This is a genomic window from Kitasatospora sp. NPDC036993 (genome assembly GCF_055607525.1).
Genome location: NZ_JBVJRP010000007.1, coordinates 430,892 through 456,674, shown reverse-complemented (window position 1 = coordinate 456,674; position 25,783 = coordinate 430,892). Strand labels below are relative to the sequence as shown.

Below are 25,783 nucleotides of genomic sequence, written 5' to 3'. Positions count from 1 at the left end.
CCGTCCTGCACACCGAACTCGTCGCCGAGATCGCCGACGAACCGAACTACGACGCCGCACTCACCGTCCTCAACTGACCCACCCCGCACCACCCCTGACCGGTACCACCCCGGCATTCCACGACGGCCCGCCCCCTGCCACGATCCCCCTTCCCGAGGACACGGCCCAGGAGGCGGGCCGCCGCACACCCAGACCAGCCCGGCGCGCCCCGCACCGCCGCACCGCACCCCGGACGGCCGCACCGCACCCCCGGGGGGAAGAACCGCCACCCCCAGAACGACCACCCCCACGAACCGCCCACCCCACCGACGCCCACCACCCAACCCGGCACCCCCCGCACTCCCCGCCGAGCAGGCCGTCACCACCACCGACCACAGCGCGACCACCGACGACCACGCGCAGCTCGCCATCACGGTCCACCAGCCGGGCGAGCCCGATCCGAGCCGGCCGCTGGTGCTGCTCGTCCACGGCTGGGCGGCCTCCCGCACGGTCTGGCACACCACCGCGCAGCAGCTCGCGGCGGCCGGGTGCACGGTGGCGACGTACGACCAGCGGGGGCACGCCGGGGCGGCCGGTCGTGGTGGTGGGGCACTCCGGCGGCGGGTACGCCGCGCTCGCGTGGGCGGCCGGACTGTCCGCGGGACAGGGTGGGTCAAGTGCCCAGCGGCTGGCGGGTCTTGTGCTGGTCTCGACCGCCTCGCACGGGCAGGACACGCCCGCGAACGAGGTCAGGATGATGGGGTCGAAGCTGTTCAGCCGGGCCCTGCGGACGCCGTGGCTGGGCTACCGGCTGCTCGGCGGGACGCACGGGCCGAGTGCCTCGCCGTCGGCGCGGGAGGCGAACCGGCGGCTGTTCGCCAGTACGCTGCCGGGTACCCAGGCCGACTGCTTCGCGTCGACCCGGGAGATGGACCAGCGGGCCGGGCTGGCCCGGATCACCGCGCCGACGGCCGTCATCACCGGCACCGAGGACAGGATCGTGAAGCCGAGCTTCAGTCAGGAGCTCGTCTCGGCGCTGCCGCACGCCGAACTGCACCGGATTCCCGGCACCGGCCACATGGTGCCGCTGGAGACTCCGCTGCACATCGCCCAGCACGTCCACCTGCTGGTCACGGCCGGCCGCTGACGACCGTGACCACCACCGTCCCCGCCGGCGTCCTGGCCGCGCTGCTCCCGTCCCATGTCCACTGCGCCGAGGCCTTCGGCAGCCCGTCCGAGGACCGTCTGCTGCCCCTGGAGGCCGCGTACATCCAGGACCGTTCGCCGCGCCGTCGCCGGCAGTTCGCCACCGCGAGGACGCTCGCCCGCCAGGCGCTCGGCGCCCTCGGGCAGCCGCCGGTGCCGCTGTTGCCCGGTCCGGGTGGGGCACCTCGGTGGCCGGCGGGTGTCACGGGCAGCATCACCCACACCGACGGCTACACGGCCTGCGCCGACTGAACAGGACGGTGTCCCAGGGGACGGAGCCCTCGGGCAGCGCGGCGAGGCCCGCGCGTTCGGCTTCGCCGCTCACCAGCCGGAGTACTGCGAAGGAGGCCGCCTACAAGGCGGTCCATCCGCTGACCGGCGTCTGGGCACCCCTCGCGGCCATCACCGTCTCCGTGCACGCGGACGGCACGTTCACCGTCCGCCACCCGCACCACCCGGTCGCCCGCATCGGCTCCTGGGGCGTGCATCACGGAACGGTCGTCACCGCGCTGGCGCTTCCGCCTCGGATGGCGGCCGCCGTGTGAGACGGCCGTTCCGACGGCGCCGGCGCGGCTCACGGGGCCAGTGGGCCCCCGGGCGCGAGCGCGAGGCCGGCGAAGCGCTCCGCGATGAGCCGGTGGGCCTCCGGGGAGGGGTGGAGCCCGTCGGGGAGCGGGTGGAGGCCGTGTTCGGCCTCGCCGTAGAGGGCCAGTCCGTCCAGGTGGTGCAGGTGCTGGTCGCCGTCGGCCCGGCGTTCGGCCACGATGCGGGCCAGTTCGGCGCGGATGACGGTGAGCGTCAGACGGCCGGCGGCGACGTCGGCGGGGTCACCGGTGGCGCGGAAGCGCAGGGTGCCGCCGCTGAAGTCGGGGGCCAGCGGGCCCGGCACCGTCTCGTGGATCGGGCAGAGCAGCGGGGAGACGACCAGCAGCGGCGTGGCCGGGTGTCCGTCCCTGACGGTGTCCAGGAAGCCGTGGACGGCCGGGGCGAGGGCGCGCAGCCGCATCAGGTCGGTGTTCACCAGGTTGATGCCGAGCTTGAGGCTGATCAGGTCCGCCGGGGTGTCGCGGATGGCGCGCGCGGTGAACGGGTCGAGCAGTGCGCCGCCGCCGAAGCCGAGGTTGGTCAGGTCCAGTCCGGCGCCGTTGGCCACCAGGGCCGGCCAGGTGCCGGTGGGATGGGCGGCGTTGGAGCCGTGGCTGATCGAACTGCCGTGGTGCAGCCAGCGCTTGCGGGTGCCGGTCGGGACCGGCTCGATCGGGGCGTCGGTGTCGAGGGCGATCAGTTCGGTGGTCTCGGTGTGCGGGAGCCAGATCTCGACGGTCTTGTCCCGCTCCGGGAGGCCGGTGAACCGGGCGGCGCCGGGCGGTCCTTCGGTCAGCTCGAAGCGGCCGGTGGCGAGGTCGACGGTGCGCAGGTTGCCGCCGGGGACGGTGGCCTGCGCGGTGAGCCGGCCGTCCACCAGGAGGTCGTGGACGCCGTCCGGGACGTTCGGGACGCCCGGGTAGGCGCGCTTGGTGGGCACGGCGTGCAGCGTGACGGTGGTCGCCCGGGTGCGGAAGGCGAGCCGGACGCCGGAGGGCTGGGACTCGGCCATCGCGAGCTGCTCGTCCGGGATCTGCCGTCGGGCTCGGGCGGGCAGGCGGTGCGGCAGCAGGCCCCGGCGGGTGTGCTCGACGTCGAGGTGGCCGTGGAGGAGGTCCTCGGTGACGGGGGTGGTGATGGTCGACATGGCACTTCTTCGGTTCGTCGGATGGATCAGGACATCAGGTCGTCGTGCGAACGACGGATCAACCGGATCAACCGGCGCGACCGCCCGGACCGGCGCCGCCCCCGCGCAGCAGGGCGTCGACGGAGTCGATGATCCACTCCCAGGACTCCCGCGCGTCGACAGCGGTGTGGCTGAACCCGCCGGCCGCCTCCAGGCTGATGTAGCCGTGGAAGACGCTGCCGAGCATCCGCACCGCGTGGGTCTGCTCCGGTTCGCCCAGGTCGTAGCCGCGCAGGATCGCCCTGGTCATCTGGGCGTGCCGGACGCCCGCGCCGGCGGTGGCCGTCTCGGTGTCCAGGCGCAGCCTGGTGGCGTCGTACCGGCCGGGGTGGCCGGCCGCGTAGTCGCGGTAGGCGTCCGCGAAGGCACCGAGGGCGTCGCGGCCCGCCCGGCCGGCGAGGGCGTCGGCGACCAGGTCGGCGAGTTCCGCCAGGGCGTACAGGGCGATCCGGGTCCTGAGGTCCTGCGAGCTCTTGACGTGGGAGTAGAGGCTGGCCGTCCGGACGCCGAAGCGGCGGGCGACCGCGGCGACGGTCACCTGGTCGAAGCCGACCTCGTCGGCGAGTTCGGCGCCCGCGACGACCAGCCGCTCGACGGTCAGCCCTGCCCTTGCCATGCGTGTTCTCCCGTACGGTCGCGTCAGCGTTCTACGGACAGTATGGGATTGCCTAAATGGTTTAGGCAAATGGGAAATGCCTGTCTCAACCGGCCAGGATCACCGTCTCCGCCGGCCCCGAGAAGCCCACCTGCTGGGCCCGGGTGCCCGCTTCGAGGCGCGCTGGGTGCGGTTCAACGTGCTGCGCGCCCTGCTGTCGACCGGCGCCCTGGCCTGTCTCGCCTGGGCGTTGGTCCTCAACGGGCGGAGCTGAGGCCGAGGACGGGCTGACCGCCGACGGGCTGATCGTCCTCGGCCTGACCGTCGTCGTGCCCGGCTGAGCCCGGGCACGACCGGAGCCACCCTCTGCCGCTGACCGGACTCAGCCGCAGAGGGTGGCGAAGCCGTACCCGCGCGACTTCAGCGCGGAGATGATCCCGGGCAGCGCGGCGACCGTCTGACTGCGGTCGCCGCCGCCGTCGTGCAGCAGGATCACCGATCCCGGACGGACGTTGTCCAGCACCCGCGAGCGGATCGCGGACGTACCGGGCCTGGACCAGTCCGCCGGGTCCACCGACCAGAGCACGACCTGCTTGCCGAGCGACGCGGCCTTCGAGCGCACCGTGCCGTTGACCGCCCCGTACGGCGGGCGCAGGCACGTCGGGGTGCGGCCGGTCTGCGCGCGGATGGCCCGATCGGTGTCCACCAGCTGGGAGTCGAGCGCGGAGGCGGAGAGCTTGCGCAGGTCCGGGTGCGACCAGGAGTGGTTCTGCACGCTGTGGCCCTGCCGGGCGACCTGCGCGGTCAGCGAGGGGTGGGCGGCGACGTTCTGCCCGATCTCGAAGAAGGTCGCGCGCACCCCGTAGCGGGCGAGCGTCGTCAGGACCTTGGGCGTGTGGGCGGGGCTGGGGCCGTCGTCGAAGGTCAGGTAGACCACCTTGCCGCCCCGGGGGCCGGCCGCCTCCGCCTCCGCGGCGGGCAGGGCCACCGCCGCGCCCGCCGCCAGGGCGACGACGAGCGCGCCGATCGCGGCCCTGAACCTGCCGAGTGCCCTGCGCCTGACGGGTCGTACGGACATGCCTGCCCCCTGCGGTCGGAACTCCCGTGCCGCGGCCAGTCTGCTCCCGGCGGCGCCCCCGCCGCGACCCGTCCCCGGTCGCGAGCGAACGGAATCGGCCAGCCGCGCGGCGGGCGGCCGGAGGAACGGCGTCAACGGGGTGGGCGCGAACGGCGAAGGCCCCCGACGGGGTGCTGCCGGGGGGCACCTGCGAGGGGTGCGGCGTTCAGCGCTCGGCGCGGCCGTGCAGCACCAGGGAGCGGGTCAGGGCGAGCAGACCGCCGGTGCAGAGCGCGGTGCGGAGCATGTTGACCGGCACCCAGCTGTCCGCGAACTTGACCCGCACGGCGGCGAGATCATGGATCCGGGACGGGTCGCCGGCCGCCGCCGGCTTGTTCTCGACCCGGTCTCCAGCGGCCCTTGAGCCGCCGCGGCCGGGGAGCGGAACGGTGTGGCGGACGGCGGCGCGGGGCGCTATGCTCCCCGCGATGACCACTCACCCTGCTCTCAGATCGGGGGTCCCGTCCGCGAAGTGTGAGTGCTGATGCCCACTCACCCCGCGCACGGGAACGACTCCCGCCTCTCCTTCTGGCGGCGCGTACGCGAGTACGCCGTGCCGCCCTCCATGATCGAAGCCGCCACCGCCCGCCGCCTGGCCGGCGACTGGGCCGGGGCCTGTGCCACCGCCAACGTCGAGGTCGACTTCCGGCTGCGGGACGTCGCCCGCCTCCACGGCCGGGAACTCGCCGGCCGGCTACGGGACGATCTGCGCCGCCTCGCACCCGACCTACTGCGCTGGCACCTGCCGAGGACCGCTCCCGACGGGCTGCTGCGGCCCGGGCTCACCGTGCCACTGGCCCGGTACCCGGGCGAGCCTCCGGTCGTTCTCGTGGTCCGCACACCGCCCGCCTGGGCGGAGTACGGGCAGCGGATCGCCCTGGCCCTCTGGGACGGCTCCGAGGACGACGGCCGGTCGCCGCACCCGCACCCGCATCCCAGCCGGCGGTTCCGCCACGACCTGCACCGCCACCTCTGGGATGCCGGGCGCAGCACGGAACTGGCGGTCAGGGCCGGTTCGGGAGGTCCGCCGACGGGCGCTCCCGGCAACGGCCTCGGCGATCCCCCGCCGCACTACGCCGTCGACCACCAAGCCGTCGACCCCTGCGCCGTCGACCCCTGCGCCGTCGACCGCTGGGCCGCCGAGGCCGAGCTGTTGCTGCGCGCCGACGGGCGCCCCGCCGGGCCCGTCGTGGTGCGGCTCGGACGTCGGCGGCGGCTGCTGCTCGGGCCGGACGGGTCGACGGCGGAGGCCTCCGGGGACACCTCGGCACTGCCGCTGCTGCCCGACGCCGCGACCTGGGTGCCACCGGACCTCGGCCTGCTCCGCAGCGGCGCGATCGAGCCCGACGGGCTGCACCCGCTGGTGGCGGCCGCGCTGGCGCCCGGCCACCGAACCCGGACGCGGGGGTCCTCGCCGCCCTGGCCGCAGCGGCTGGTGGACTGCCGAGGGGCGCGGCACCGGATCGGGCTGGTCGACGGGGTGCTCGCCCCGCTCGACCACGACCCGGCCGAGCTGCGCCGCGAGGAACTGCTGGCCGCCCTGTCCGGCACCCCGCTGCCCTGCCTGCGGGCGGTCGACCTCACGCACCGCCGGCCGCACGAACTGGCCGGTGTGCGCGAACGGTTGGACCACGGCGACACCGCCGGGGCACTGGCCCTGGTCGAGGCCCTGCTCGGCCCGGAGGCGGTGCTGCGCGAAGGGCCGCTGCGGGACGAGCTGGCGGCGGCGGCCGAACGGCGGATCGCCTACGGCCTCTACCGCTCCGGCCTGACCGGGCCCTGGGTCGTCACCCACCGGTCGCCGCGGGCGACCCGCGGTTCACGCCCGGACGGCACCGCCCACCGTCCGCGCCACGCCACCCACCGGGCCCGGCCCCGACTGGCCTCGCACCGCTGACGTCGGCGCGCCCGAAAACCCTTCCGCACCAGACCCCTTGAGGTGATCACCCATGCCCGTTCCCATGCCCGGAACCGCCCGCCTCGACGTCGCCCGGCAGCTGCTCGACCTGCTGGCCGACACCACCACCGAACCGCGCGCCGACACCCAGCTGGAGGCGCTCACCCTGGCCGTCGCCGCCGACCTGCCCGTCCTGCTCTGGGGCGAGCCCGGCATCGGCAAGACCGCCGCGCTCAACCAGCTCGCCGAGGCCCTGGACCTGCCGCTGACCACCGTCATCGCCAGCGTCCACGAACCCTCCGACTTCTCCGGGCTGCCCATCGTCGGCGACGACCCGGCGCAGCAGGGCGTCCCGCTGGCCCCGCCGGACTGGGCGGTGCGCCTGGTGCGGGCCGGGCGCGGGCTGCTGTTCCTGGACGAGCTGTCCACCGCGCCGCCCGCCGTCCAGGCCGCACTGCTCCGGCTGGTCCTGGAACGGCGCATCGGCGCCCTGCAACTGCCGTCCGGCGTAAGGATCGTGGCCGCCGCCAACCCGCGCTCCTCGGCGGCCGACGGCTGGGAGCTGAGCCCGCCGCTGGCCAACCGCTTCGTCCACCTCCAGTGGGCGCACGACCACGAGGTGGTGGTGCGCGGCCTCGGCGGCGTCTGGCCGGTGGCCACCCTGCCCGGACTCGACCGGCGGGCGCTGCCGGAGGCCGTCGCGCTGGCGCGGCGGGCCGTGTGCGGGCTGCTGGCGGTCCGGCCCGAGCTGGTGCACCGGCTGCCCACCACCGAGACCCGGCGCGGCGGCGCCTGGCCGTCGCCGCGCAGCTGGGACATGACGCTGCGGCTGGTCGCCTTCGCGACCGCGGCCGGCTCCTCCCGGGAGGTGCTGTCGCTGCTGGTGCGGGGCGCGGTCGGGGACGGCCCCGGGCTGGAACTGATGGCGCACATGGAGCGGATGGACCTGCCGGACCCGGAGGACCTGCTCGCCGACCCGGCCGGCGCGGTGCTGCCGGAGCGCGGGGACCTGCGCCAGGCGGTGCTGGACGGGGTGGTCGCGGCGGTGCGCAACCGGCCGGAGCGGGAGCGCTGGGACGCGGCCTGGGCGCTGCTGGTCCGGGCGCTGGAGACCGGGGCGCCGGACGTGGTGGTCGTCCCGGCCACCACGCTGGCCTCGCTGCGCCGGGAGGACTGGGACGTGCCGGCGGCGATCGAGCACCTGGCGTCGGCGGTGGAACTGTCCCGGCGGGCGGACCGGGCCGCCGCCCGGGTCGCGGTCGGGGCGGGCGCCGGGGCCGGGGCCGGGAGGTGAGCGGGGCCGCCGCGCTGGACGTGGCCAAGCTGTACGCCGCCCGCCTCCAGGCCGTCCGGGCCCGGCCGTACCTGGCGACCGCGCTGTTCGCCCTGCGGCTGGTGGAGTCCCGGCAGGTGCCGACGATGGGCGTGGACCGCCACTGGCGCTGCTACGCCTCGCCGGGCTTCGTCGACCGCACGTCGGTGGAGGAACTCGCCTCGGTCTGGGTCCACGAGGTGTCGCACCTGCTGCGCGACCACCACGGGCGCGGCGACCGCCTCGCCAGGGCCCTCGGGCTGCGCGGACCGGCCGCCCGGCTGCGGATGAACGTCGCCGCCGACTGCGAGATCAACGACGACGTGTTCGGCGACGGGCTCGTCACCCCCGAGAGCGCCGTGACACCGGACTTCCTCGGGCTGCCGGACGGGCAGCTGATGGAGGACTACCTCGACCGCATCCGGGTCGACCTGCACGTGCGGGAGCTGGCCTGGCTGGACTGCGGCAGCGGCGCCGACGGCCTGGAACGGTCCTGGGAGCTGGGCCCGGACGGCGCCCACGGGCTGTCCCCGCAGGAGCAGGACGCCGTCCGCTTCCGGGTCGCCGAGGGCATCCGGGGCCGCCCCGGCGACGCCCCCGAGGGCTGGCAGCGGTGGGCCGAGGAGGCGTTCCACCCGCCGCAGCCCTGGCGGCAGCTGCTGGGTGCGGCGGTGCGCTCGGCGGCCTCCGGAGCGGGCACGGGCGGGGACTACAGCTACGGCCGTCCGTCCCGCCGCTCGACCGGCCTGCCGGGCGTGGTGCTGCCGAGCCTGCGGCGGCGCCCGCCCCGGGTGTCGGTGGTGGTCGACACCTCCGGGTCGGTCTCGGACGAGGAACTGGGCAGCGCGCTGCTGGAGGTCACGGCGATCGGCCGGGCGGTCGGCAGCCGCCTGGACCAGGTCACCGTGGTCTCCTGCGACGCGGCCGCCCACACCGTCCAGCCGGTCTGCCGGGCGGCGGGCGTCCAGCTGATCGGCGGTGGGGGCACCGACCTGCGGACGGGCTTCGCGGCGGCGCTGCGGACCCGGCCGCGGCCGGACGTGGTGGTGGTGCTGACGGACGGGCAGACCCCCTGGCCGGAGGTCGCGCCGTCGTGCCGCACGGTGGTGGGCCTGTTCCCCCGGCCGAGCCGGTACGACGAGGACGCCGAGGACGAGGAGGAGTACCGGCCGGGCGAACCCCCGGAGTGGGCCCGGGTGGTGACCATCGGCTGAGCGGCAGGGTCCTCGGCCGGGTCGGGAAACGGGCAACGGGCAACGGAGCCCTCAGCGGAAGGCGGCGAGGTTCTCGGCGACCCACCGGTGGAACGGCCTGGCGGCTGCCCCGGTGACCTTCCCGACCGTGTCGCGCACCGCCAGCAGCTCGTCGTTGACGTCCCCGCCCGTCACGTCCAGCACCGCGTCCGCGGCCTCGGCGCCCAGGGCCGCGGACAGCTGCCGGTGGGCCTCCTCCCGGCCGGTCTCCGCGAAGGGCACCTCCCGGCCCAGGGCCGCCGCGATGGCCGCCGCCTGCTGCCGGGGCGTCACCAGCTCCGGCCCGGTCAGCGCGTACGCCCGGCCCCGGTGCCCCGGCTCGGTCAACGCCACGCGCGCCACCGCCGCGATGTCGGCGGGGTGGATCGTGGGCAGCCCGGTGTCCGCGTACGGGACCCGGACCGTCCGGCGCTCGCGGATCGACGCCGCCCACCACAGGGTGTTCGAGGCGAACTGCGTCGGCCGGAGCACCGTCCACGCCATGCCGCTGTCCTCCAGCAGCCGCTCGACGGCCAGGTTCTCCCGGGCGGGGCCCAGGTGCGGATGCGTCAGGACGGTGATGGAGGACACCAGCACCACGTGCTCGACGCCGGCCCGGCCGGCGGCTTCGAGGATGTCGGCATCGGGGCCGAGCCGGGACACCAGGAACAGCGAACGCACCCCGTCGAGCGCGGGCGCCAGGGCGGCCGGGTCGGCGAAGTCGCCCTCCCACGCCTCCACCCCCGCGGGGAACGAGGCCCGGGCGGCGTCCCGGGTGAGCCCCCGGACGGGGCCCGCGCCGTGCGCGTGCAGTTCTCCGAGCAGGGAACGTCCGATGTTCCCGGTGGCTCCTGTCACAAGAATCATGTGCCCTCTCCCGTCATCCGATGGCCGGTCACGGGAAGGCTAGGAGCTCAAGCGAGCTTGAGGTCAAGAAGATCGCCGTCCCCCGGCTGCGGCACCTCCGGTGGCGCGGGCGGAGGGGTCCGGCTTCCTGACCCCTCCGCCCGCGATGGTGCGGATCAGCCGACCATGGCCGCCAGGACGGCGCGCCAGTCCTCGCCCGGTTCCGGGGTGAGCGGGCCGGCCAGGGTGTCCGCCCGGTAGTGCCAGGGGCGGCGCAGTTCCGGGTCGGCGTCGGCGGTGGCGACGATCGGGGCGGCGGAGCCGAGCAGGCGGACCAGTTCGGCGGTGAACTCGGCCCAGGAGACGTGTCCGCTCACCGCGTTGACGACCCGGCCGGTGGCGGGGTGGTCAGGGGTGAGGCAGGCGGTCAGGGCGCGGGCCAGGGCGGCGGCGTGCACCCAGGAGGCGCCGTACCACCGGTCGGTGTCCGGCAGGCCGATCGGCCGGCCGGCCAGGGCGGCCTGGTAGAGGGCGCCGGTGGAGCCCCAGCGGAGCTGGTCGCGCAGCCGGTGGTGCGGGCCCCAGACGATCGGGGCGCGGACGGCGGTGGCCGGGCCGCGGCCGGCGGCGGCGGCCTCGAAGAGGACGCGCTCGCAGTCCAGTTTGGCCTGCCCGTACGGGGTGACCGATGCGCCGGCGGGGCTGCCCTCGGGGACCTCGGTGCCCGCCGGGCGGCCGTACGCGTCGATGCTGCTGACGAAGACGAACGGGCCGCCCCGCCGGCCGTCGGCCAGGGCGCGCATCGCGGCGAGGTCGGTGGCGTGGTCGGTGAAGGTGCAGGCGGAGTGGATGACGGCGTCCACGCCCTCGACGGCCCGGCGCAGGCTGTCGAGGTCGCCGAGGTCGCCCTCCGTCACCTCGGCGCCGTTCAGCGCGGGCAGGTGCGCGGACTCCGGCCGGACCAGTACCCGGACCGGCCTGCCCTCCGCCATCAGCTCCTGGAGCACGGCGGCGCCGACTCCGCCGGTGGCTCCGGTGAGCAGGACGGTGCCGGTGCGGGCACCGGTCCGCGCGTGGGCACCCGTCCTGGCGAGGGCGGCACGGCGCTCCTCCGCGCGGGTGGCGAGCAGCGCGGCGAGGGCGCGCGGGGTGCGCTGTTCCAGGATGTCGAGGCCGGTGAGCGGCAGCCCGGTGCGGGTGCGCAGGCGCTCGGCGAGCTGGACGGCGACCAGGGAGTGGCCGCCGAGGGCGAAGAAGTCGCCGTCGGCGGACGGGGTCACGCCCAGCAGTTCGCCGAAGGCCTGCCGCACCGCCTCCAGCGGGCCCGCGTCCTGACGACCCGCGCCTCCCTGGGCAACGACCCCTTGGACGACGACCCCCTGGGCGGCGCCGGGCAGCCGGTCGCGGTCGGGGGTGCCGTCGGGGTGGCGGGGCAACCGGTCCACCAGCGTGACCGCGAGCGGCAGTCCGGCGGCCGGCAGGCGCCCGCGCAGGGAGTCCCGCAGCGCGGTGCCGGTCGGGGCGACCGGGCCGCGCACCACCGCGTAGGCGAGCGGCGGGCCGTCCGGGTTCTCGACCACGGCCGCCTCGACCACCGAGGGGTCGGCCGACAGGGCTGCCACCAGCGGGTGTTCGGCGTCGGTCAGCCGCTCTCCGGGCAGTGCGGACAGCGGCCGGTCCGGGTCGCCGGCCACGGCGGTGAGCAGCGCGGCGAAGGCCTCGGCGAGCCGGGCGGCGGTGGCCTCGTCCAGCGCGTCCCGGTCGTGCTGGACCAGGACACGCGGCCGCGGGCCGTCCTCCAGCAGCAGTGCCAGACCGAACTTGGCCAGCCCAAGGTCGAGTTCGACGTTCTCGGCGGCCAGTCCCGGCAGCGCGAGCGGCTCGCCCGGCCGGACCAGGTCGCAGCTGACCGAGAGCAGCGGGGTGCCGTCGGCCCCGCGGGCCGCCGCGCCGAGCCGCTCGACCACGAGGTCGAACGGCACCTCGTGGTGCTGCTGGGCGTCGAGCAGGGCGGTGCGCACCGACCCGAGCAGTTCCGTGAAGGACGGGTCGCCGGCCGGATTCGCCCGTACGGCCAGGGTGTTGACGCCGAGGCCGACGGTCCGCCGCAGTTCGGGGCGGGCCCGGTGGCCGCTGGCGCAGCCGAGGACCAGGTCGTCCTGCCCGGAGGCGGTGCGCAGCGCGGCGAACGCGGCGGCCAGCACGACGGTGAACAGGGTGGCGCCGTGCCGGGAGCCGAGGGTGCGCAGCGCCTCCGTCACGCCGGGGTCCAGCGCGGTGGTGTGCAGGGCGGCGCGGCGCTCGCGGGCCCCGGGCGGGACGGGCCGTAGCAGCGGGAGCGGCCGGGCTCCGGCGAGGCGGTCGGCGAGGCGGTCGGCGGCGGCCGTCAGCTCGGTCTCGCGGGCGCGCTCCTGGCGGGCGTAGTCGGCGTACGGGGGCCCCGGCGGCGGGAGCCGGAGTGCCGTGCCGTCGCGTTCGGCGCGGTAGAGCGCGGCCAGGTCGGCGGCCAGGACGGGCAGGGATCCGCCGTCGACGGCGATGTGATGGATCGTCAGCAGCAGGGTGTGGTCCTCGGGGCCGTGCCGCAGCAGCAGGGCGCGCAGCACCGGGCCGGTGGCCAGGTCGAACGGGCGGGCGGCCTCGGCGGCGAGCTGTGCGGGGCCGGTGGCGTCCAGGACCGGCAGCGGCACCGGGGCGACCGGCTCGATCCGCTGGTACGGCTGGTCGTCCCGGCGCGGGTAGCGGGTGCGCAGGACGGCGTGCCGTTCGGTCAGGCCGGTGATCGCGGCGGCGAGGGCCCGCCGGTCGAGCGGGCCGCGCAGCCGGGTGGCGAGCGGCACGTTGTAGAGGGCGCCGCCCTGGCCGAGGTGGTCCATCAGCCACATCCGCTGCTGGGCGTGCGAGAGCGGGGCCGGGCCGTCCTCCGGCGCGGGGGCGGAGACGGCGGGACGAGCGGAATCGGAACCGGTGGCGGTGGGACCGCCGGCGGCGCGGCGGCCGCGGGCCCGGCGCAGCAGGTCGGCCTGGTCGACGGTGCTCATCGGTCGGCTCCCGGGGTGTCGTCGGCGGCCCGCAGGGCGCGTTCCAGCAGCTCGGCCTGGGCGGCGACGGTCGGGTGGCCGAGGAAGTCGGCGAGCGACAGCTCGACGCCGAGGTCCTCGCGCAGGTCGTCCACCACCCACATGGCGAGCAGCGAGTGCCCGCCCTCGGCGAGGAAGTCGGCGGCCGGGTCGGTGATCGGGCGTTCCAGGGCGCGGCTCCACGCCTCGGCGACGGCCTGTTCGATCGGGCCGAGCTCGGCGCCGGCGGACGGCCGCGCCTCGGACGGTCCGTCGGCGGCCAGGGCGCGCCGGTCCACCTTCCCGCTGCCGGTCAGCGGCAGCGCGGCGAGCACGGTCCAGGCGGTGGGCACCAGGTGGGCGGGCAGCTGCTCGGCGAGCCGGGCGCGCAGTGCCTCGACGGCGGGGTGGGCGCCCTCGGCGGGCACCAGGCAGGCGGTGAGCGCGGCGTCGGGCTGTCCGGCCCGGCGGACCACGACCGCGGCCTCCGCGACCTCGGGCAGCCGGAGCAGCGCGTGTTCGACCTCGCCCGGTTCGATCCGGAAGCCGCGCACCTTGACCTGGTCGTCGGTGCGTCCGTGGAACTCCAGGGAGCCGTCCGCCCGTCGGCCGACCCGGTCGCCGGTGCGGTAGGCCCGCCCGATGCCCGGCAGCTCGCGGAAGCGCTCGGCGGTCAGCTCGGGCCGGTCCAGGTAGCCGAGGGCCAGCCGGTCGCCGGCGATCCACAGCTCGCCGACGGTGCCGGGGGCGGCCGGCGCGAGCCGCTCGTCCAGGACGTACGCGCGGGCGCCGCCGAAGGTCCGGCCGATCGGGACGGAGCCGGCGCAGTCGGCCGGGGTGACCCGGTGCAGGGTGGTGAAGGTGGTGGCCTCGGTGGGCCCGTAGACGTTGATCAGTTCGAGCCAGGGGAAGGCCCGCAGCACGGCGCCCGCGTGTTCGGGCGAGACCGCCTCGCCGCCGAAGGCCAGGGTGCGCAGCACGCCGAAGATCCGGGACCGCCGGGCGGCCAGGTGGTGGAAGAGCGCGGTGGTGAGGAAGAGGGTGGTGACGCCGAAGCGCTCCACGTCGCGGACCAGGTCCTCGGCGCTGGGCCGCTCGGTCGGGGAGACGGCCACGGCGGCGCCGCGGGCGAGCGGGGCCCACAGCTCGAAGGTGGCGGCGTCGAAGGAGACGGTGGAGTGGAAGAGCACCCGGTCGCGCGGGCCGAGGGTGAACGCGTCCTCGGCGGTGACCAGGTCGGTGACGGCGCTGTGCGGGACGAGGACGCCCTTGGGGCGGCCGGTGGATCCCGAGGTGTAGTAGAGCAGGGCGGGCGCGGCCGGGTCGGCGGCGTCGGGGGCCGGCTCGCCGTCGGTCTCGTCGTCGGTCTCGGTGCCGCGCTCGGTCAGCACCAGGGTGCGCTCCTCGGGGAGCCCGGCCTCGGCGAGCAGGCCCTTGTCGCCGAGGACGAGCCGGACGTCCGCGTCGGCGGTCATCTCGGCGATCCGCGGGCGCGGGTAGGCCGGGTCGATCGGGACGAGCAGTCCGCCGGCCCGCCAGACGGCGAGCTGGGCGACGACGAGCCGGGTGGAGCGGGCGCAGAGCAGGCCGACGGCGCTGCCGGGGCCGATCCCCCTGGCGGTCAGGACGGCGGCCAGCCGGCCTGCCGCGTCCACGAGTTCGCGGTAGGTCAGGGCGGTGGAGCCGTCGGTCACGGCGAGCGCGTCGGGCCGGAGTCCGGCCTGCCGGGCGATCAGGGCGGGGAGGGCGGGCCTGGCGTGCGGGGAAGTGGCGGTGTGCGCGGGCCGGGTCGCGGTGGTCATGGTGGTTCCCTTCCGGGCGCCCCGGCCGGGTGGGCCGGGGCGCTCTGCTGAGGAGGTCGGGGCGGGTCAGGCGGTCAGGGCCGCGAGCCGCTCCTCGATCAGCCGGGCGACGGCCCGCAGGTCCGGCTGGCGCAGCACCAGCGGGGCGCGCAGCCGTACGCCGTACTCGTTCTCCAGGGCCTCCAGCAGTCTCGCGGCGGCCAGCGAATTGCCGCCCGCGGCGAGGAAGTTGTCCTGCGGCCGGAGGTCGGCGTGGCCGATCAGCTCGCGGCAGAGCTTGAGCACGGTGCGCTCGACCGGGGTGCTTCCCTCGTCCACCGGGTCGTCGTCCGCTCCGCCCGCCGCGGTCGCCTCGGCGAGCAGCGCCTGGCGGTCCACCTTGCCGTTGGCGTCCAGCGGGAAGCGCTCCACCAGCCGGACGGCGGAGGGCACGGCCTGTTCGGGCAGCCAGGGCCGGGCGGCGTCGAGCAGTGCCGCGGGGTCGGCGCCGTCCTCGGCCCGGACGAAGGCGAGCAGCCGGGCCCCGCCGGCCGGCGCCTGCCCGGCGGCGACCACCGCCCGGTGCACCCGCGGGTCGCGCTCGAAGGCGGCCTCGACCTCGGCGGGTTCGATCCGCACGCCGCTGACCTTGACCTGGTCGTCCAGCCGGCCGTGGAACTCCAGCACGCCGTCCGGCCGCATGGCCACCCGGTCGCCGGTGCGGTAGACCCGGTCGGTGCCGACCAGGCCGGTGGGCGCGTCGACGAAGCGGCGGGCGGTCAGCTCGGGGTCGAGGTACCCGGCGGCCAGGCCGCGGCCGCCGATCCGCAGCTCGCCGGCCGTGCCGCGCGGCACCGGGCGGCCGTCCTCGTCGGTGACCAGGAGGACGGCGCCGTCGATCGGCAGGCCGATCGGCGGGGCGCCGGCGCCGTGGTCGCCGCCGGGGGCCATGCTGTGCACGGTGGTGGTGACGGTGGCCTCGGCGGGGCCGTAGGCGTTGTGGACGGTCGCGGTGACGTCGGGCCCGGGGGCGCGGCGCAGCCGGTCGCCGCCGATCGTCAGGTGGCGCAGCGCCAGGCCGGCGGGCCAGGGCCGGCCGAGGACGGGTTCGGCCATCGGGGTGGGCAGGACGGCCACGGTGATCCCGGCCTCGCGCCACCAGTCGGTGAGCGCGCCGGTGTCCCAGCGGACGGCCTCGGGGGCGACGACCAGGGCCGCGCCGGAGGTGAGGCCGCCCCACAGCTCCATCAGGTGCGGGTCGAAGGCGACGCCGATCAGCAGGCCGTGCCGCTCGCCGGGGCCGAGGCCGGTCAGCTCGCGGTACCACTGGAGCAGGGCGCCGAACGCGGGCTCGGTGACGGCGACGGCCTTCGGGGTGCCGGTGGAGCCGGAGGTGAGCACCGCGTACTGGGTGCCGGGCGGGACGGGCACCTGCTCGCCGGAGCTCAGGGCGGCCACCACGCCGCCGGTGGGCAGGTCCAGCTCCAGCCGTTCGCCGCCGGGCGGCAGCAGTCCGGGCTCGCCCACCAGGCAGGCCGGGCGCAGCTGTTCGGCGACGGCCCGCAGCCGGTGCTCGCCGGGGCGCGGGCCGAGCGGCAGGTGGACGGCGCCCAGCTTGGCGGCGGCCAGGGTGACGGCGGCCAGCGAGACCGAGTGGCCGAGGCAGACGCCGAGCAGGTCGCCGGGGCCGACCTTGCCGCGCAGGGCCTCGGCCACGGTGTCGGCGAGGCGGTCGAGTTCGGCGTAGCCGTAGGCGCGGTCGCCGTCGATCAGGGCGGGGGCGTCCGGGGTGCGGTGCGCCCAGCTGGTGAACAGGTCGAGCACCGCGCCGTCCTGGTGCGGACGGCCGTAGCCGATGCTCGGGGTCTCCGTGCCGGCGGTCTTCTCGTCAGTGTGTTCCATCATCATCTCCAGGAAGGTGACGTATCGTCAGTTCAGGCCCATGGAACGGGCAATGATCACCTTCTGGACCTCCGAGGTCCCCTCGATGATCGTGGTCATCCGGACGTATCGGTACAGGAACTCCAGCGGGTGCCCGCGCACCCAGCCGGTGGCCCCGTGCACCTGGAGCGAGCGGTCCACGGCACGTACGGCGGTCTCCGAGGCCGTGAGCTTGGCGAGCGCCGCGTTCTCGGGCGACTCGGTGCCCTCGTCGACCAGCCGGGCGCAGGCGAGGGTGAGCAGCTTGGAGGCCTCGACCTCGGCCCGGGTGGCGACCAGGTGCTCCTGGACGTGCTGGTACTCGCCGATCACCCGGCCGAAGGCGCGCCGGTCCTTCGCGTACTCGACGCCGATCCGCAGCGCGTACTCGGCGATGCCGTTGCACATCGCGGCGACCACCAGGCGGCCGCGCGAGAGGCTGTCGATGGCGAGGGCGGTGGCCGCGCCGACGCCCTCCTCGCCGCCGATCACGGCCTCGGGGCCGACGGTGACCCCGTCCAGCAGCAGCTCGAACAGCGGCTCGCCGGACATGCCCTCGTAGCGCTGGCCGATCCGCAGCCCCGGCTGGTCCATCGGCAGCACGAAGGCGGTGGCCCCCGCGACGGGGCCGGCCCCGTCACCGAGGTCGGTGGCGGTGACGACCAGGGCGATCCCGGCGTGCTCGGCGTTGCTGACGAAGGTCTTGCGGCCGTTCAGCACCCAGCCGTCGCCGCTGCGCACGGCCGTGGTGGTGAGCCGGAACGCGTCGGAGCCCGCGTGCGGTTCGGTGAGGGCGAGGCAGCGGGTCTGCTCGCCGCGCACCAGCGGGACCAGGTGGCGCTCGACCTGCTCGGGGGTGCCGTTGCGCAGCAGCGGACTGGGCCCGTCGGAGCCGGCCAGGGCGTACGGGGCGAGCACGCAGCCACTGCGCCCGGCGGCGTGGTGCAGCAGGACGACGGCGGTGAACGGCATGTCGGCGCCGCCGAGGTCCTCGGGGTAGTCGCCGGCGTAGAAGCCGAGCGCGGCGGAGCGCTTGCGGACGTAGGCCCGCAGGTCTCCCGGGACCAGGTCGGCGGTCTCGGGCAACTCGGCGGCCAGCGGGACGAGTTCGCGGCGCACGAAGCTCTCGAAGGCCTCGACGAGTTCGCGGTGGCCGTCCTCCAGGACGGCGGAGGGGGCGGTCACTTCGTCTCTCCTGCGGTGAGGGCGCGGGCCTGGTCGGCCAGCACGGCGTGGCGGAACAGGGTGCGCAGCGGCGGGCGGCTGCCGAGGTGCGGCTCCAGGTAGGCGGCGAGCTGGGCGGCGAGCAGCGAGTGGCCGCCGACCTCGAAGAAGTGCGAGTCCGCGGTGAAGCGGTCGTGGCCGAGCACCTCGCGCCAGGCGGCGGCGATCAGCTGCTGGCCGGGGTCGGTGAACGCGCTCGGCGCGCTGTCCCGTGCCTCCGGCTCCGGGGCCTCGGCCGCCAGGCGGGCGAGGGCGTTGCGGTCGGGCTTGCCGCCGGGCAGGGTCGGCATCGCGGCGACGGCCGTCCAACTCGCCGGGACGAGTCCGCCGGGCAGCCGGCGGGCGAGTGCCTCGTGCAGGGCCGCCTGGTCGGGGCGCTCGGCGCCCTCCAGGAAGCCGACCAGTCGGGGGCCGGTCTGCGGGTCGGTGTGCAGCAGCACGGCGCAGGAGCGGCCGCCGAGTTCGGCGGAGGCGGCGGCCTCGATCTCCTCCAGTTCGATCCGGTGGCCGCGCAGCTTGACCTGGTTGTCGGCCCGGCCGAGGAAGCGCAGCCGCCCGTCCGGGTCGCGGTAGCCGCGGTCGCCGGTGCGGTAGACGAGGGCGCCGTCCAGTGCGGGGACGGTCACGAAGCGGGCCGCGGTCGGCTCCGGAAGCGCGAGGTAGCCCTCGGCCAGCAGGGGGCCGCTGATGGCGAGTTCGCCGACGCAGCCGGGCGCGAGCGGTTGCAGCGTGTCGTCCAGGACGTGGATGCGCACGCCGTCCAGTTCGGCGCCGAGCGGGATCTCGCCGTCCTCGGCGAGGTCGGCGGCGGTGACCTCGTACACGGTGGAGGTGACGGTGGCCTCGGTGACCCCGTAGGCGTTCAGCACGGTGGTGGCCCCCGTCAGACCGGTCAGGGCCCGGGCGGGCAGCCGCTCGCCGCCGAGCACCAGCAGCCGGGGCGCCCAGCGGCCGTCCGCCAGCGCCTCGCGCAGGTCCTCGCGGACCGCGAGCAGGTAGCTGGTCGGCAGGTTGGCGACGGTGACGCCGCGGGCGGCCAGCACCGCGACCAGCTCGGGGCCGGTGGGCACCTCGCGCTGCGGCACCACCAGGGCGGCGCCGACGGCGAGGGCCGGCAGCACCTCCTCCAGGGCCACGTCGAAGGACGGGCGGGCGAACAGCAGCACCCGGTCGGCGGAGGTGAGTCCGTAGCGGCCGGCGATCGCCGCGACGTACCCGGCGAGGGCCGCGCGGCCGACCAGCACCGGCTTGGGCACGCCGGTGGAGCCGGAGGTGTGGATCACGTAGGCGGCGCCGTCCAGCACGGCGGCGGGCTCGGCCTTCGGAAAGGCGGGGCCGTCCAGCAGCGCCGGGGTGACGCCCTCGGCGGGCAGCGCGAGGGCGCTCTGCCGGGTGGCCAGGACGAGCGCGGGGCTCAGCCGTTCCAGCAGCAGCCCGAGCCGGGCGGCCGGGTCCTCGGTGGACAGCGGCGCGTACACGGCGCCGTGCCGCAGGCAGGCGAGCAGGGCGACCACGCTGTCCGTGCCGCGCGGCAGCACGGTGGCCACCGGCTGGCCGGGCGCGACCCCGGCGGCGCGCAGCCGCTCGACCAGCTCGGTGACCCGGCGGTCGAGTTCGCCGTAGCTGATCCGCTCGGTGCCGGCCAGCAGGGCGAGCGAGGTGGGGTCGTGGGCGGCGGCCGGGTCGAGCACGGCGGGGTCGGCGGCGGCCGCCAGGACGGCTTCCGAGCTCTCCGGCCGCTCCGGCCGCTCCGGCGCGGGGGCGAGTTCCGCGATCGGCGCCTCCGGAGCGTCCAGGTAGCAGCGCAGCAGCTCCAGCAGCCGCTCGGACAGCAGCACCGCCTCGGACTCGCGGAACAGGTCCGCGTCGTAGTCCCAGACCAGGGTCATCCCGGCGGCGCCGTGCTTCTCGCCGACCACCCGGCGGTCGTCGGGCAGCAGCACCAGGTCGAGGTCGAAGCGGGTGGTGCCGGTGTTGAAGCCCTCGTACAGCGAGACCTCCAGGCCGGGCGCCTGGACGTCGGGCAGCGCCGCGTCGTGCGCGCTGAACATCACGTTGAACAGCGGGTTGTCGGCGCCGGTGGTGTGCAGCCCGAGCCTGCGGGTCAGCTCCTGGACCGGCAGGTCCTGGTACGGCAGCGCGCGCAGCAGGACGTCGGTCACCTCGTCCACGGCCTCGGTGCCGGGGGCCGCCGGGTCGAGCCGCAGGCGCAGCGGGACGGTGTTCACGAACATGCCGACGGTGCTCTCGAAGCCCTCGGGGCGGTTGCCGACGGCGGTGCCGACCACCACCTCGCGGTGGCCGCTGTGCCGGCGCAGCAGTTCGGCGAAGAGCGCGAGCAGGGTGCTGAACGGGGTGTGGCCGTCCGCCTTGCTGCGCTCGCGCAGCCGCTCGGCCAGGTCGGCGCCGACCGACTGGCGCAGCTGGCCGCCCCGGTGGCGGCGCTCGACGCCCGGCCGCGCCACTCCGGGCAGGGTGACCTCGCGCGGGGCGTCGGTCAGCTCCCTGGTCCAGAAGTCGAGTCCGCGGTCCCGGGGGAGGTCGGCGGCGGCGCGGGCGTGCTCCTCGTACGAGGGCGCGGTGGGCAGCTCGTACGGCTCGCCGAGGACGGTGGCGCGGTAGACGGTGAACAGGTCGCGCAGCAGGATCGCGAAGGAGTGGCCGTCGTGGACGAGGTGGTGTTCGACGTGGATCAGCCGGTGGTGGTCCTCGGCGAGCCGGACCAGGTGCCAGCGCAGCACCGGGGCCCGCTCGGTGTCCAGCGGCTCCTCGGCCTCGGCGGCGAGCAGCCGGCGGAAGGCGGCCTCCGGGTCCTGCTCGGCGGTGAAGTCGCTGTGGCGCAGCTCGGGTTCGCAGTCCTCGGCGACCCGCTGGCCGGGCAGTCCCTCCGGCCTGGGCATCAACTCCAGCCGCAGACCGGGGTGGTGGGCCAGCACGGCGGCCAGGCCGGCGTGCAGCGCGTCCCGGTCGAGGGTGCCCCACAGGTCGAGGACGGCGGTGAAGTTGTAGGCGCGGCTGCCCGGCAGCATCTGTTCGTGCAGCCAGACGATCTCCTGCGAAGGAGAGAGTGCGAACATGGTCAACTCCCTTGTGTGGTGGGCTTGTCGGCACTGCGAAGGTCGGTCGCGGGCGTGGGGTGGTCCCGTACCGGCCGGTGGACCGGGCCGCACCGGGGTGAGGTGCGGCCCGGGACCCGGGGGTCCGTCCGGGCGGCGCGTCGGGCGCGCTCGGACGGACGGGGTGGATCCGTCGTGGGCGGATCCGGGGTGGGAGGTCGGGCCCGCGGAACGGGCGTACGGTTTCGGGCGTACGGATTCGGGCGCGCGGGATCCGGGCGTACGGGTGCGGGTGAACGGATGCGGGCGGTGGTCAGGGGAGGCGGTCGGCGTCTGTGGCCGACGCGCGGCGTTCAGACCTGCGGGGCCACGGCCGGCCGAGCGTGCAGGTGGTGCCGCAGCACGGCGAGCAGTTCGCCGAAGGCGGCCTGGGCGTCGGCCTCGGGGAAGCGGTCGCGGTCCCAGCCCAGCCGGATCAGCAGGTCGTCGCCGTGCGAGGCGGAGACGGCCAGCGGCGCGGCCAGCGGCCGTCCGTCCAGGTGGGTCTCCCGGCCCGGGGTGCCGCCGAGCACCAGCGGCGGGCGGCGGTGCAGGTCCTCCAGGGTGAGCAGGGCATCCAGGGCGCCCGACCAGGGGGCCCCTGCGGTGCGGGCGGCCCTGACCACCTCGTCGAAGGGGGTGCCGGCGTGGTCCAGGTCGTCCCACCAGGCGTCCGCGAGGGTGTCCAGGTCCGCGGCCGGGCCCGAAGTGGCGGGGTGGACGAGGGTGTTGAGGAAGCAGCCGAGCGCGGCGGGCGCCCCCACCGGCCGGCCGCCCCACGGGTAGCCGAGCGCCAGCGGCCCTCCCCCGGCCTCCGGCGCCCGGTGCAGCCGGTGCGCGGCGGCCCCGACCGCGTCCAGCAGGGCGGGGAAGACGGCGCTGCGGGCGGCGCCCTCGGCGGCGGGCAGCCGTTCGGTGAGCATGCCGGTGGACGTGGCCGCGCCGCCGCCGGCCCCGGTCAGGCCGCCCAGCCTGCGGCCCCAGTGGGCCTGAGCCGCGGGGCCGCCGGCGGCGTCCTCGACGGCGAGCTGGAGTTCGACGGCCTGCCGGTAGTCGGCGAGGGCCTGCGGGGCCGGCCCGGCGGCCGCCGGCTCGTCCCGCTCGTAGGCCGCGCCGACCTCGGCGGTGAGCACACCGAGCGACTGCTCGTCGCAGGCCGCGTGGTCCAGTGCGAGGGCGAGGAGTTCCTCGTCGCCGTCCGGGTCCGCGGCCACCAGCAGGCGCAGCGCGGGCCCGTCGGCGGGCCAGTCCAGCAGGGCGTCGCGCAGCGCGGCGCGGGCGGTGCGACCGGGGGCGACGGCGATCCTGGCGGCCTCGGCCGAGGGGCCGCCGGTGCGCAGCACGGGTGTGCCACGTACGGTCCCGAAGCCGCCGCAGAGTGCCGGGTGGCGGGCGGCCACCGCGGCGGCGGCGCGGGCCAGCCGGTCGAGGTCGAGGGTGCCGCGCGGGTAGGCGAAGAACAGCGGGACGACGTCGGTGCGGCTCTGCTGCGCGAGCCTGCGGGTGATCAGGAACCGTCGCTGGGCCCCGGTCAGCGGGAGCAGCTCCACCGGGGATTCGGCGGCGGCGGAGCGGTACCGGGCGAGGTAGGCGGCGGTGATGCTGGCGTGCACGGGAACGGTCTCCGGTTTCCGGTCGCGGCTCGGGTCGGGGATCGGTCGGGGGACTCGGCCAGGGCTGTGCTCAGGTCCAGGGGTTCGTTCGTTCGGGGTTCGGGGAGGCGGTTCGGGCAGGCGGTTCGGGGTTCGCGGAAGGCGGTTCGGACGGTTACGCATTCAGCCGAAGGCCGGGGTGGCCGCCGGTCAGGGCGTCGTGGGGCTCACGGCGTCCTCCTCGTCGCCGGCCTCCGGGCCCCCGGCGAGCCCGGCCGGGCGGTCGGCGCCCGGCAGTTCCCGCATCCGCCGCAGCGGTGACAGCAGCAGCGGCAGCGGCACCAGCAGGAAGCCGATCGCGCAGAGCCAGAGCGCGGTGCGCGGCCCGGACGCGTCGGCGACCACGCCGCCGACCAGGGCGCCGATCGGCAGGGTCCCCCACACCAGGAAGCGCATCGTGGCGTTCATCCGGCCGAGCAGCTCCGGCGGGCAGAGGCTCTGCCGGAAGCTCACCTGGGCGACGTTGTAGGCGACCGCGCCGAACAGCACCACCCCGGAGGCCAGGCCGAACAGCACCACGCCCGCACCGCTGCCGGACAGCGGCCACAGCAGCGCGAACGGCGCCGTCACCACCGTGGAGAGCCAGATCAGCCGGGCCTGTCCGATCCACCGGGCGAGCTGCCCGGCGCACAGCGCGCCCGCCAGCCCGCCGACGGCGGAGACCGACAGCAGCACGCCGATGGCGCCCGGCGACAGGTCGAGCACCCGCACCCAGAAGACCGTCTGCACGGCGGTCAGCACGGCCGAGAACAGATTGGACGTGGCGGTGGCGGTCGCGATCGCCCGCAGCAGCGGGTGACCGAGCACGAACCGCACGCCCTCGCCGACCTCGGCGCGCAGCGAGCGCCCCGGCGCGGGTTCCGGACGCGGCTCCTCGACCTTGATCCGGACGAGCAGCAGCGCGGAGACGAGGTACCCGCAGGCGTCGGCCACGATGGCGAGCGGCGCCCCGAGCAGCTGGACCAGCCCCCCGCCGAGGCCGGGCCCGGCGATCTGCGCCGAGGAGCGGACCGTCTCCAGCGCCCCGTTCCCGCCGACCAGTTGCTCGCGCGGCAGGACGGCGGGCAGGAAGGACTGGTGGGCGACGTCGAAGAACACCGCCGCCACCCCGGTGACCAGCGCCACCACGTAGAGCTGCGGCATGCCGAGCACCCCGAGCGCGGCGGCCGGCGGGATCGACCCGACGGCCAGGCAGCGCACCAGGTCGGCCCGGACCAGCACCGGCAGCTTGCGCATCCGGTCCAGCCAGGCGCCCGCCGGGAGGCCGACGAGCAGGAAGGCGGCGGTTTCCGCGGCGGTCAGCAGACCGACCTGGAACGGTGTGGCGTCGAGCACCAGCACCGCCACCAGCGGCAGAGCGACGAGGGTGACCTGACTGCCCGTCTGGGCCGCGGCTGCTCCGGTCAGCAGGAGCCGGAAGTCGCGGTGGTCGAGCAGACGGGCCTGGCGGGGGCTGGGCTTCTCGTTCATCGATGCGACTCTCGGTCACCCCTTCGACACGGGGCAAGCACCGGGTCCGTTTCCGGACGGCCCGGAGGTCGGCCGAATCCCGCCACCACCCCGGCGCTCCTTGCGCGCCCCCGACGGTCACACCCGCCGCAGCCGCACCACCGTCCTCGCCCGTCGGCCGAGGCGGCACGGGTCGACGGGCGACCCGACCGCCTCCGGCTCCATCGATCCATTTCGCCGTCCGGTATGCGGACGCGGCTTTTCCAGCCACCGGACGGAGAGCCTCAACTTGGCCGGATCCCATGAAGCGAAGCCCGACCGACACCTCATCGTGATATCCGCGTGATCGAAGTGGGACGTAGAACGGGGTCCCGGACGGCCACGGCCGCCGATCCGGGGCCGCACCGGGGCCGACCGGTCACGCCCCGGCGTCCGGGCCGCGTCCTCCAGCCGTCCCCCGGCCGCCCAACCACCCGCCCGGCCGGTCCCCTCAGCCGACCGGTCCGTCGTCCCGCTCCGCCCGGCGGGTGATCGCGAGCACCGCCATGTCGTCGTCCCGGGGCCCGCCCGTCCACCGCTCGACGTCCGCCACCAGCGCGTCCAGCACCTCCGCCGGCCCGCCGAACGGCCCCAGCGGAGCCAGCCCGAGCACCGGATCGTAGAACTCCCCCGCCGCGTCCCTGGCCTCGGTCACCCCGTCGGTCACCAGCAGCAGCGTGCACCCGGCCGGGAACGGCCTGCTCTCCGGCGCCGGACGCCCGACGCCCAGCCCGCCCATCCCCAGCGGCAGCCCGGGATCCGCCGCGTCCAGCCGCCGCACCCCGAGGCCGGCCCTGCCCCGCACCGCCCCGTCCCGCAGCGCCCCGTCCCTCGTGTTCGGGCCCAGCAGGTAGGGTCCCGGGTGCCCGCAGTCGAGCGTGCGCACGCTCTCCTCCCCCGGCGGGAACTCCACCAGCAGCACGGTGATGAACCCCTCCAGCCGCAGCTCCTCGCTCATCCGCTCGCTCTCCCGCAGCAACGAGTCCTCCAGCGCGTCCGCGAGCGCGACCAGCTCCGGCACCCGGTGGGAGGCCTCCCGGAACGCGCCCAGCAGCACCGACACCGCGCCCACCGCGTGCAGCCCCTTGCCCCGCACATCCGCGATCAGCCCGCGCACGCCGTACGGGGTGACCTGCACCGCGTACGCGTCACCCCCGATGAGCGCCTCGTCCTGGGCGGCCCGGTAGCAGGCCGCGACCGACAGCCGTCCCACCCGCGCGGGCGGCTCCGGCAGCACCGCGCGCTGCGCCGCCTCGGCGACCGACCGCACCCGCGCCAGCCGCCGCCCGTGCCGGGCCACCACCCGGTTCACCCCGATCCCGAGCAACGCCGCGAACACCGTGTTCCCCAGCTCCAGGTATCCGGCCCTGGTCCCGACCGACCCGTCCTGGGTGGAGAGCAGCAGGATGCCGAGCACATTGGCCGCCCCGACCGCGACGGTGTCACGCAGTACCAGCAGCGCCCCCGCCAGCACCGCGGCGGCCGCGAGCAGCGGATCGCCCCAGTAGTCGGCCGGGTCCAGCGCGTTCCACACCAGCCCGCCGGCGGTCAGCAACCACGGAGCGACCCGCACGTACGGCGGCCACTGCACGGACCTCGGGGCCATCGG

General features: G+C 76.3%; 20 protein-coding genes. 7 read left to right on the top strand and 13 right to left on the bottom strand.

The genetic code is table 11. The features are described 5' to 3' along the window. Positions 1-73: 73 nt before the first annotated feature. The 3 genes from ACZ7C5_RS18210 to ACZ7C5_RS18200 are packed head-to-tail and all read left to right on the top strand — an operon-like array spanning position 74 to position 1,730. A complete protein-coding gene (locus ACZ7C5_RS18210) occupies positions 74-1,126 on the top strand; it encodes an alpha/beta fold hydrolase (RefSeq protein ID WP_401090707.1) in 1,053 nt (350 codons plus the stop codon). Positions 1,127-1,131: 5 nt separating this feature from the next. Continuing rightward, on the top strand, positions 1,132-1,437 hold the full coding sequence (locus tag ACZ7C5_RS18205; protein ID WP_401090370.1) for a hypothetical protein: 306 nt from the start codon (positions 1,132-1,134) through the stop codon (positions 1,435-1,437). 8 nt (positions 1,438-1,445) lie between these two features. Further along, complete coding sequence (locus tag ACZ7C5_RS18200; RefSeq protein WP_470322940.1) at positions 1,446-1,730, top strand: 4'-phosphopantetheinyl transferase family protein; 285 nt, start codon at positions 1,446-1,448, stop codon at positions 1,728-1,730. 29 nt (positions 1,731-1,759) lie between these two features. On the opposite strand, the gene ACZ7C5_RS18195 is transcribed toward ACZ7C5_RS18200, so the two are convergent. Together ACZ7C5_RS18195 and ACZ7C5_RS18190 are read right to left on the bottom strand one after the other, a co-directional pair. Next, complete coding sequence (locus tag ACZ7C5_RS18195) at positions 1,760-2,917, bottom strand: SGNH/GDSL hydrolase family protein (RefSeq protein ID WP_401090366.1); 1,158 nt, start codon at positions 2,915-2,917, stop codon at positions 1,760-1,762. Between the two features lie 67 nt (positions 2,918-2,984). Beyond that, positions 2,985-3,572, bottom strand: coding sequence for a TetR/AcrR family transcriptional regulator (locus ACZ7C5_RS18190; protein WP_401090364.1), 588 nt, complete (start codon positions 3,570-3,572; stop codon positions 2,985-2,987). 76 nt (positions 3,573-3,648) lie between these two features. On the opposite strand from ACZ7C5_RS18190, the gene ACZ7C5_RS18185 reads away from it, so the two are divergent. Further along, positions 3,649-3,825: a hypothetical protein gene (locus tag ACZ7C5_RS18185; RefSeq protein WP_401090362.1), complete on the top strand. Its 177-nt coding sequence runs from the start codon at positions 3,649-3,651 to the stop codon at positions 3,823-3,825. Between the two features lie 108 nt (positions 3,826-3,933). Here ACZ7C5_RS18185 and ACZ7C5_RS18180 read toward each other — a convergent pair whose 3' ends face one another. Both ACZ7C5_RS18180 and ACZ7C5_RS18175 read right to left on the bottom strand, forming a co-directional pair. Next, positions 3,934-4,629, bottom strand: coding sequence for a polysaccharide deacetylase family protein (locus tag ACZ7C5_RS18180; protein WP_401084494.1), 696 nt, complete (start codon positions 4,627-4,629; stop codon positions 3,934-3,936). Between the two features lie 205 nt (positions 4,630-4,834). Beyond that, positions 4,835-5,104, bottom strand: coding sequence for a hypothetical protein (locus tag ACZ7C5_RS18175; RefSeq protein ID WP_401084491.1), 270 nt, complete (start codon positions 5,102-5,104; stop codon positions 4,835-4,837). Positions 5,105-5,152: 48 nt separating this feature from the next. On the opposite strand from ACZ7C5_RS18175, the gene ACZ7C5_RS18170 reads away from it, so the two are divergent. The 3 genes from ACZ7C5_RS18170 to ACZ7C5_RS18160 are packed head-to-tail and all read left to right on the top strand — an operon-like array spanning position 5,153 to position 9,091. Then, positions 5,153-6,565: a hypothetical protein gene (locus tag ACZ7C5_RS18170; protein ID WP_470322939.1), complete on the top strand. Its 1,413-nt coding sequence runs from the start codon at positions 5,153-5,155 to the stop codon at positions 6,563-6,565. Positions 6,566-6,617: 52 nt separating this feature from the next. Beyond that, the gene (locus ACZ7C5_RS18165; RefSeq protein ID WP_470322938.1) at positions 6,618-7,859 is read left to right on the top strand and encodes an AAA family ATPase; all 1,242 of its coding nucleotides are present in this window, start codon (positions 6,618-6,620) and stop codon (positions 7,857-7,859) included. Next, a complete protein-coding gene (locus ACZ7C5_RS18160; RefSeq protein ID WP_470322937.1) occupies positions 7,856-9,091 on the top strand; it encodes a vWA domain-containing protein in 1,236 nt (411 codons plus the stop codon). Before ACZ7C5_RS18165 ends, ACZ7C5_RS18160 begins: the two co-directional genes overlap by 4 nt. A 51-nt stretch (positions 9,092-9,142) precedes the next feature. On the opposite strand, the gene ACZ7C5_RS18155 is transcribed toward ACZ7C5_RS18160, so the two are convergent. From ACZ7C5_RS18155 to ACZ7C5_RS18115, 9 genes are all read right to left on the bottom strand, one after another. Beyond that, complete coding sequence (locus ACZ7C5_RS18155; protein ID WP_470322936.1) at positions 9,143-9,976, bottom strand: SDR family oxidoreductase; 834 nt, start codon at positions 9,974-9,976, stop codon at positions 9,143-9,145. A 155-nt stretch (positions 9,977-10,131) separates the two neighbouring features. Continuing rightward, on the bottom strand, positions 10,132-12,996 hold the full coding sequence (locus ACZ7C5_RS18150; RefSeq protein WP_470322935.1) for a condensation domain-containing protein: 2,865 nt from the start codon (positions 12,994-12,996) through the stop codon (positions 10,132-10,134). Further along, positions 12,993-14,816, bottom strand: coding sequence for a non-ribosomal peptide synthetase (locus ACZ7C5_RS18145; protein ID WP_401084476.1), 1,824 nt, complete (start codon positions 14,814-14,816; stop codon positions 12,993-12,995). Before ACZ7C5_RS18145 ends, ACZ7C5_RS18150 begins: the two co-directional genes overlap by 4 nt. Positions 14,817-14,882: 66 nt before the next feature. Next, entirely contained in the window at positions 14,883-16,697 is a 1,815-nt protein-coding gene (locus ACZ7C5_RS18140; RefSeq protein ID WP_470322934.1) for an amino acid adenylation domain-containing protein, read from the bottom strand. A 27-nt stretch (positions 16,698-16,724) separates the two neighbouring features. Further along, positions 16,725-17,900, bottom strand: a complete 1,176-nt coding sequence (locus ACZ7C5_RS18135) for an acyl-CoA dehydrogenase family protein (protein WP_401084470.1) — start codon at positions 17,898-17,900, stop codon at positions 16,725-16,727. Then, a complete protein-coding gene (locus ACZ7C5_RS18130) occupies positions 17,897-21,016 on the bottom strand; it encodes a non-ribosomal peptide synthetase (protein WP_470322933.1) in 3,120 nt (1,039 codons plus the stop codon). Before ACZ7C5_RS18130 ends, ACZ7C5_RS18135 begins: the two co-directional genes overlap by 4 nt. Before the next feature lie 332 nt (positions 21,017-21,348). After that, entirely contained in the window at positions 21,349-22,647 is a 1,299-nt protein-coding gene (locus ACZ7C5_RS18125) for a non-ribosomal peptide synthetase (protein ID WP_401084465.1), read from the bottom strand. Between the two features lie 189 nt (positions 22,648-22,836). Further along, positions 22,837-24,156: an MFS transporter gene (locus ACZ7C5_RS18120; RefSeq protein ID WP_470322932.1), complete on the bottom strand. Its 1,320-nt coding sequence runs from the start codon at positions 24,154-24,156 to the stop codon at positions 22,837-22,839. Positions 24,157-24,625: 469 nt separating this feature from the next. Then, a complete protein-coding gene (locus tag ACZ7C5_RS18115; RefSeq protein ID WP_470322931.1) occupies positions 24,626-25,780 on the bottom strand; it encodes a PP2C family protein-serine/threonine phosphatase in 1,155 nt (384 codons plus the stop codon). Positions 25,781-25,783 lie beyond the last annotated feature (3 nt).

Excerpts from the sequence above, each read along its gene's own strand:
- ACZ7C5_RS18195 (WP_401090366.1), bottom strand. The coding sequence starts at position 2,917 with ATGTCGACCATCACCACCCCCGTCACCGAGGACCTCCTCCACGGCCAC.
- ACZ7C5_RS18190 (WP_401090364.1), bottom strand. The coding sequence starts at position 3,572 with ATGGCAAGGGCAGGGCTGACCGTCGAGCGGCTGGTCGTCGCGGGCGCC.
- ACZ7C5_RS18185 (WP_401090362.1), top strand. The coding sequence starts at position 3,649 with ATGCCTGTCTCAACCGGCCAGGATCACCGTCTCCGCCGGCCCCGAGAA.
- ACZ7C5_RS18180 (WP_401084494.1), bottom strand. The coding sequence starts at position 4,629 with ATGTCCGTACGACCCGTCAGGCGCAGGGCACTCGGCAGGTTCAGGGCC.
- ACZ7C5_RS18170 (WP_470322939.1), top strand. The coding sequence starts at position 5,153 with ATGCCCACTCACCCCGCGCACGGGAACGACTCCCGCCTCTCCTTCTGG.
- ACZ7C5_RS18165 (WP_470322938.1), top strand. The coding sequence starts at position 6,618 with ATGCCCGTTCCCATGCCCGGAACCGCCCGCCTCGACGTCGCCCGGCAG.
- ACZ7C5_RS18155 (WP_470322936.1), bottom strand. The coding sequence starts at position 9,976 with ATGATTCTTGTGACAGGAGCCACCGGGAACATCGGACGTTCCCTGCTC.
- ACZ7C5_RS18150 (WP_470322935.1), bottom strand. The coding sequence starts at position 12,996 with ATGAGCACCGTCGACCAGGCCGACCTGCTGCGCCGGGCCCGCGGCCGC.
- ACZ7C5_RS18145 (WP_401084476.1), bottom strand. The coding sequence starts at position 14,816 with ATGACCACCGCGACCCGGCCCGCGCACACCGCCACTTCCCCGCACGCC.
- ACZ7C5_RS18140 (WP_470322934.1), bottom strand. The coding sequence starts at position 16,697 with ATGGAACACACTGACGAGAAGACCGCCGGCACGGAGACCCCGAGCATC.
- ACZ7C5_RS18130 (WP_470322933.1), bottom strand. The coding sequence starts at position 21,016 with ATGTTCGCACTCTCTCCTTCGCAGGAGATCGTCTGGCTGCACGAACAG.
- ACZ7C5_RS18120 (WP_470322932.1), bottom strand. The coding sequence starts at position 24,156 with ATGAACGAGAAGCCCAGCCCCCGCCAGGCCCGTCTGCTCGACCACCGC.
- ACZ7C5_RS18115 (WP_470322931.1), bottom strand. The coding sequence starts at position 25,780 with ATGGCCCCGAGGTCCGTGCAGTGGCCGCCGTACGTGCGGGTCGCTCCG.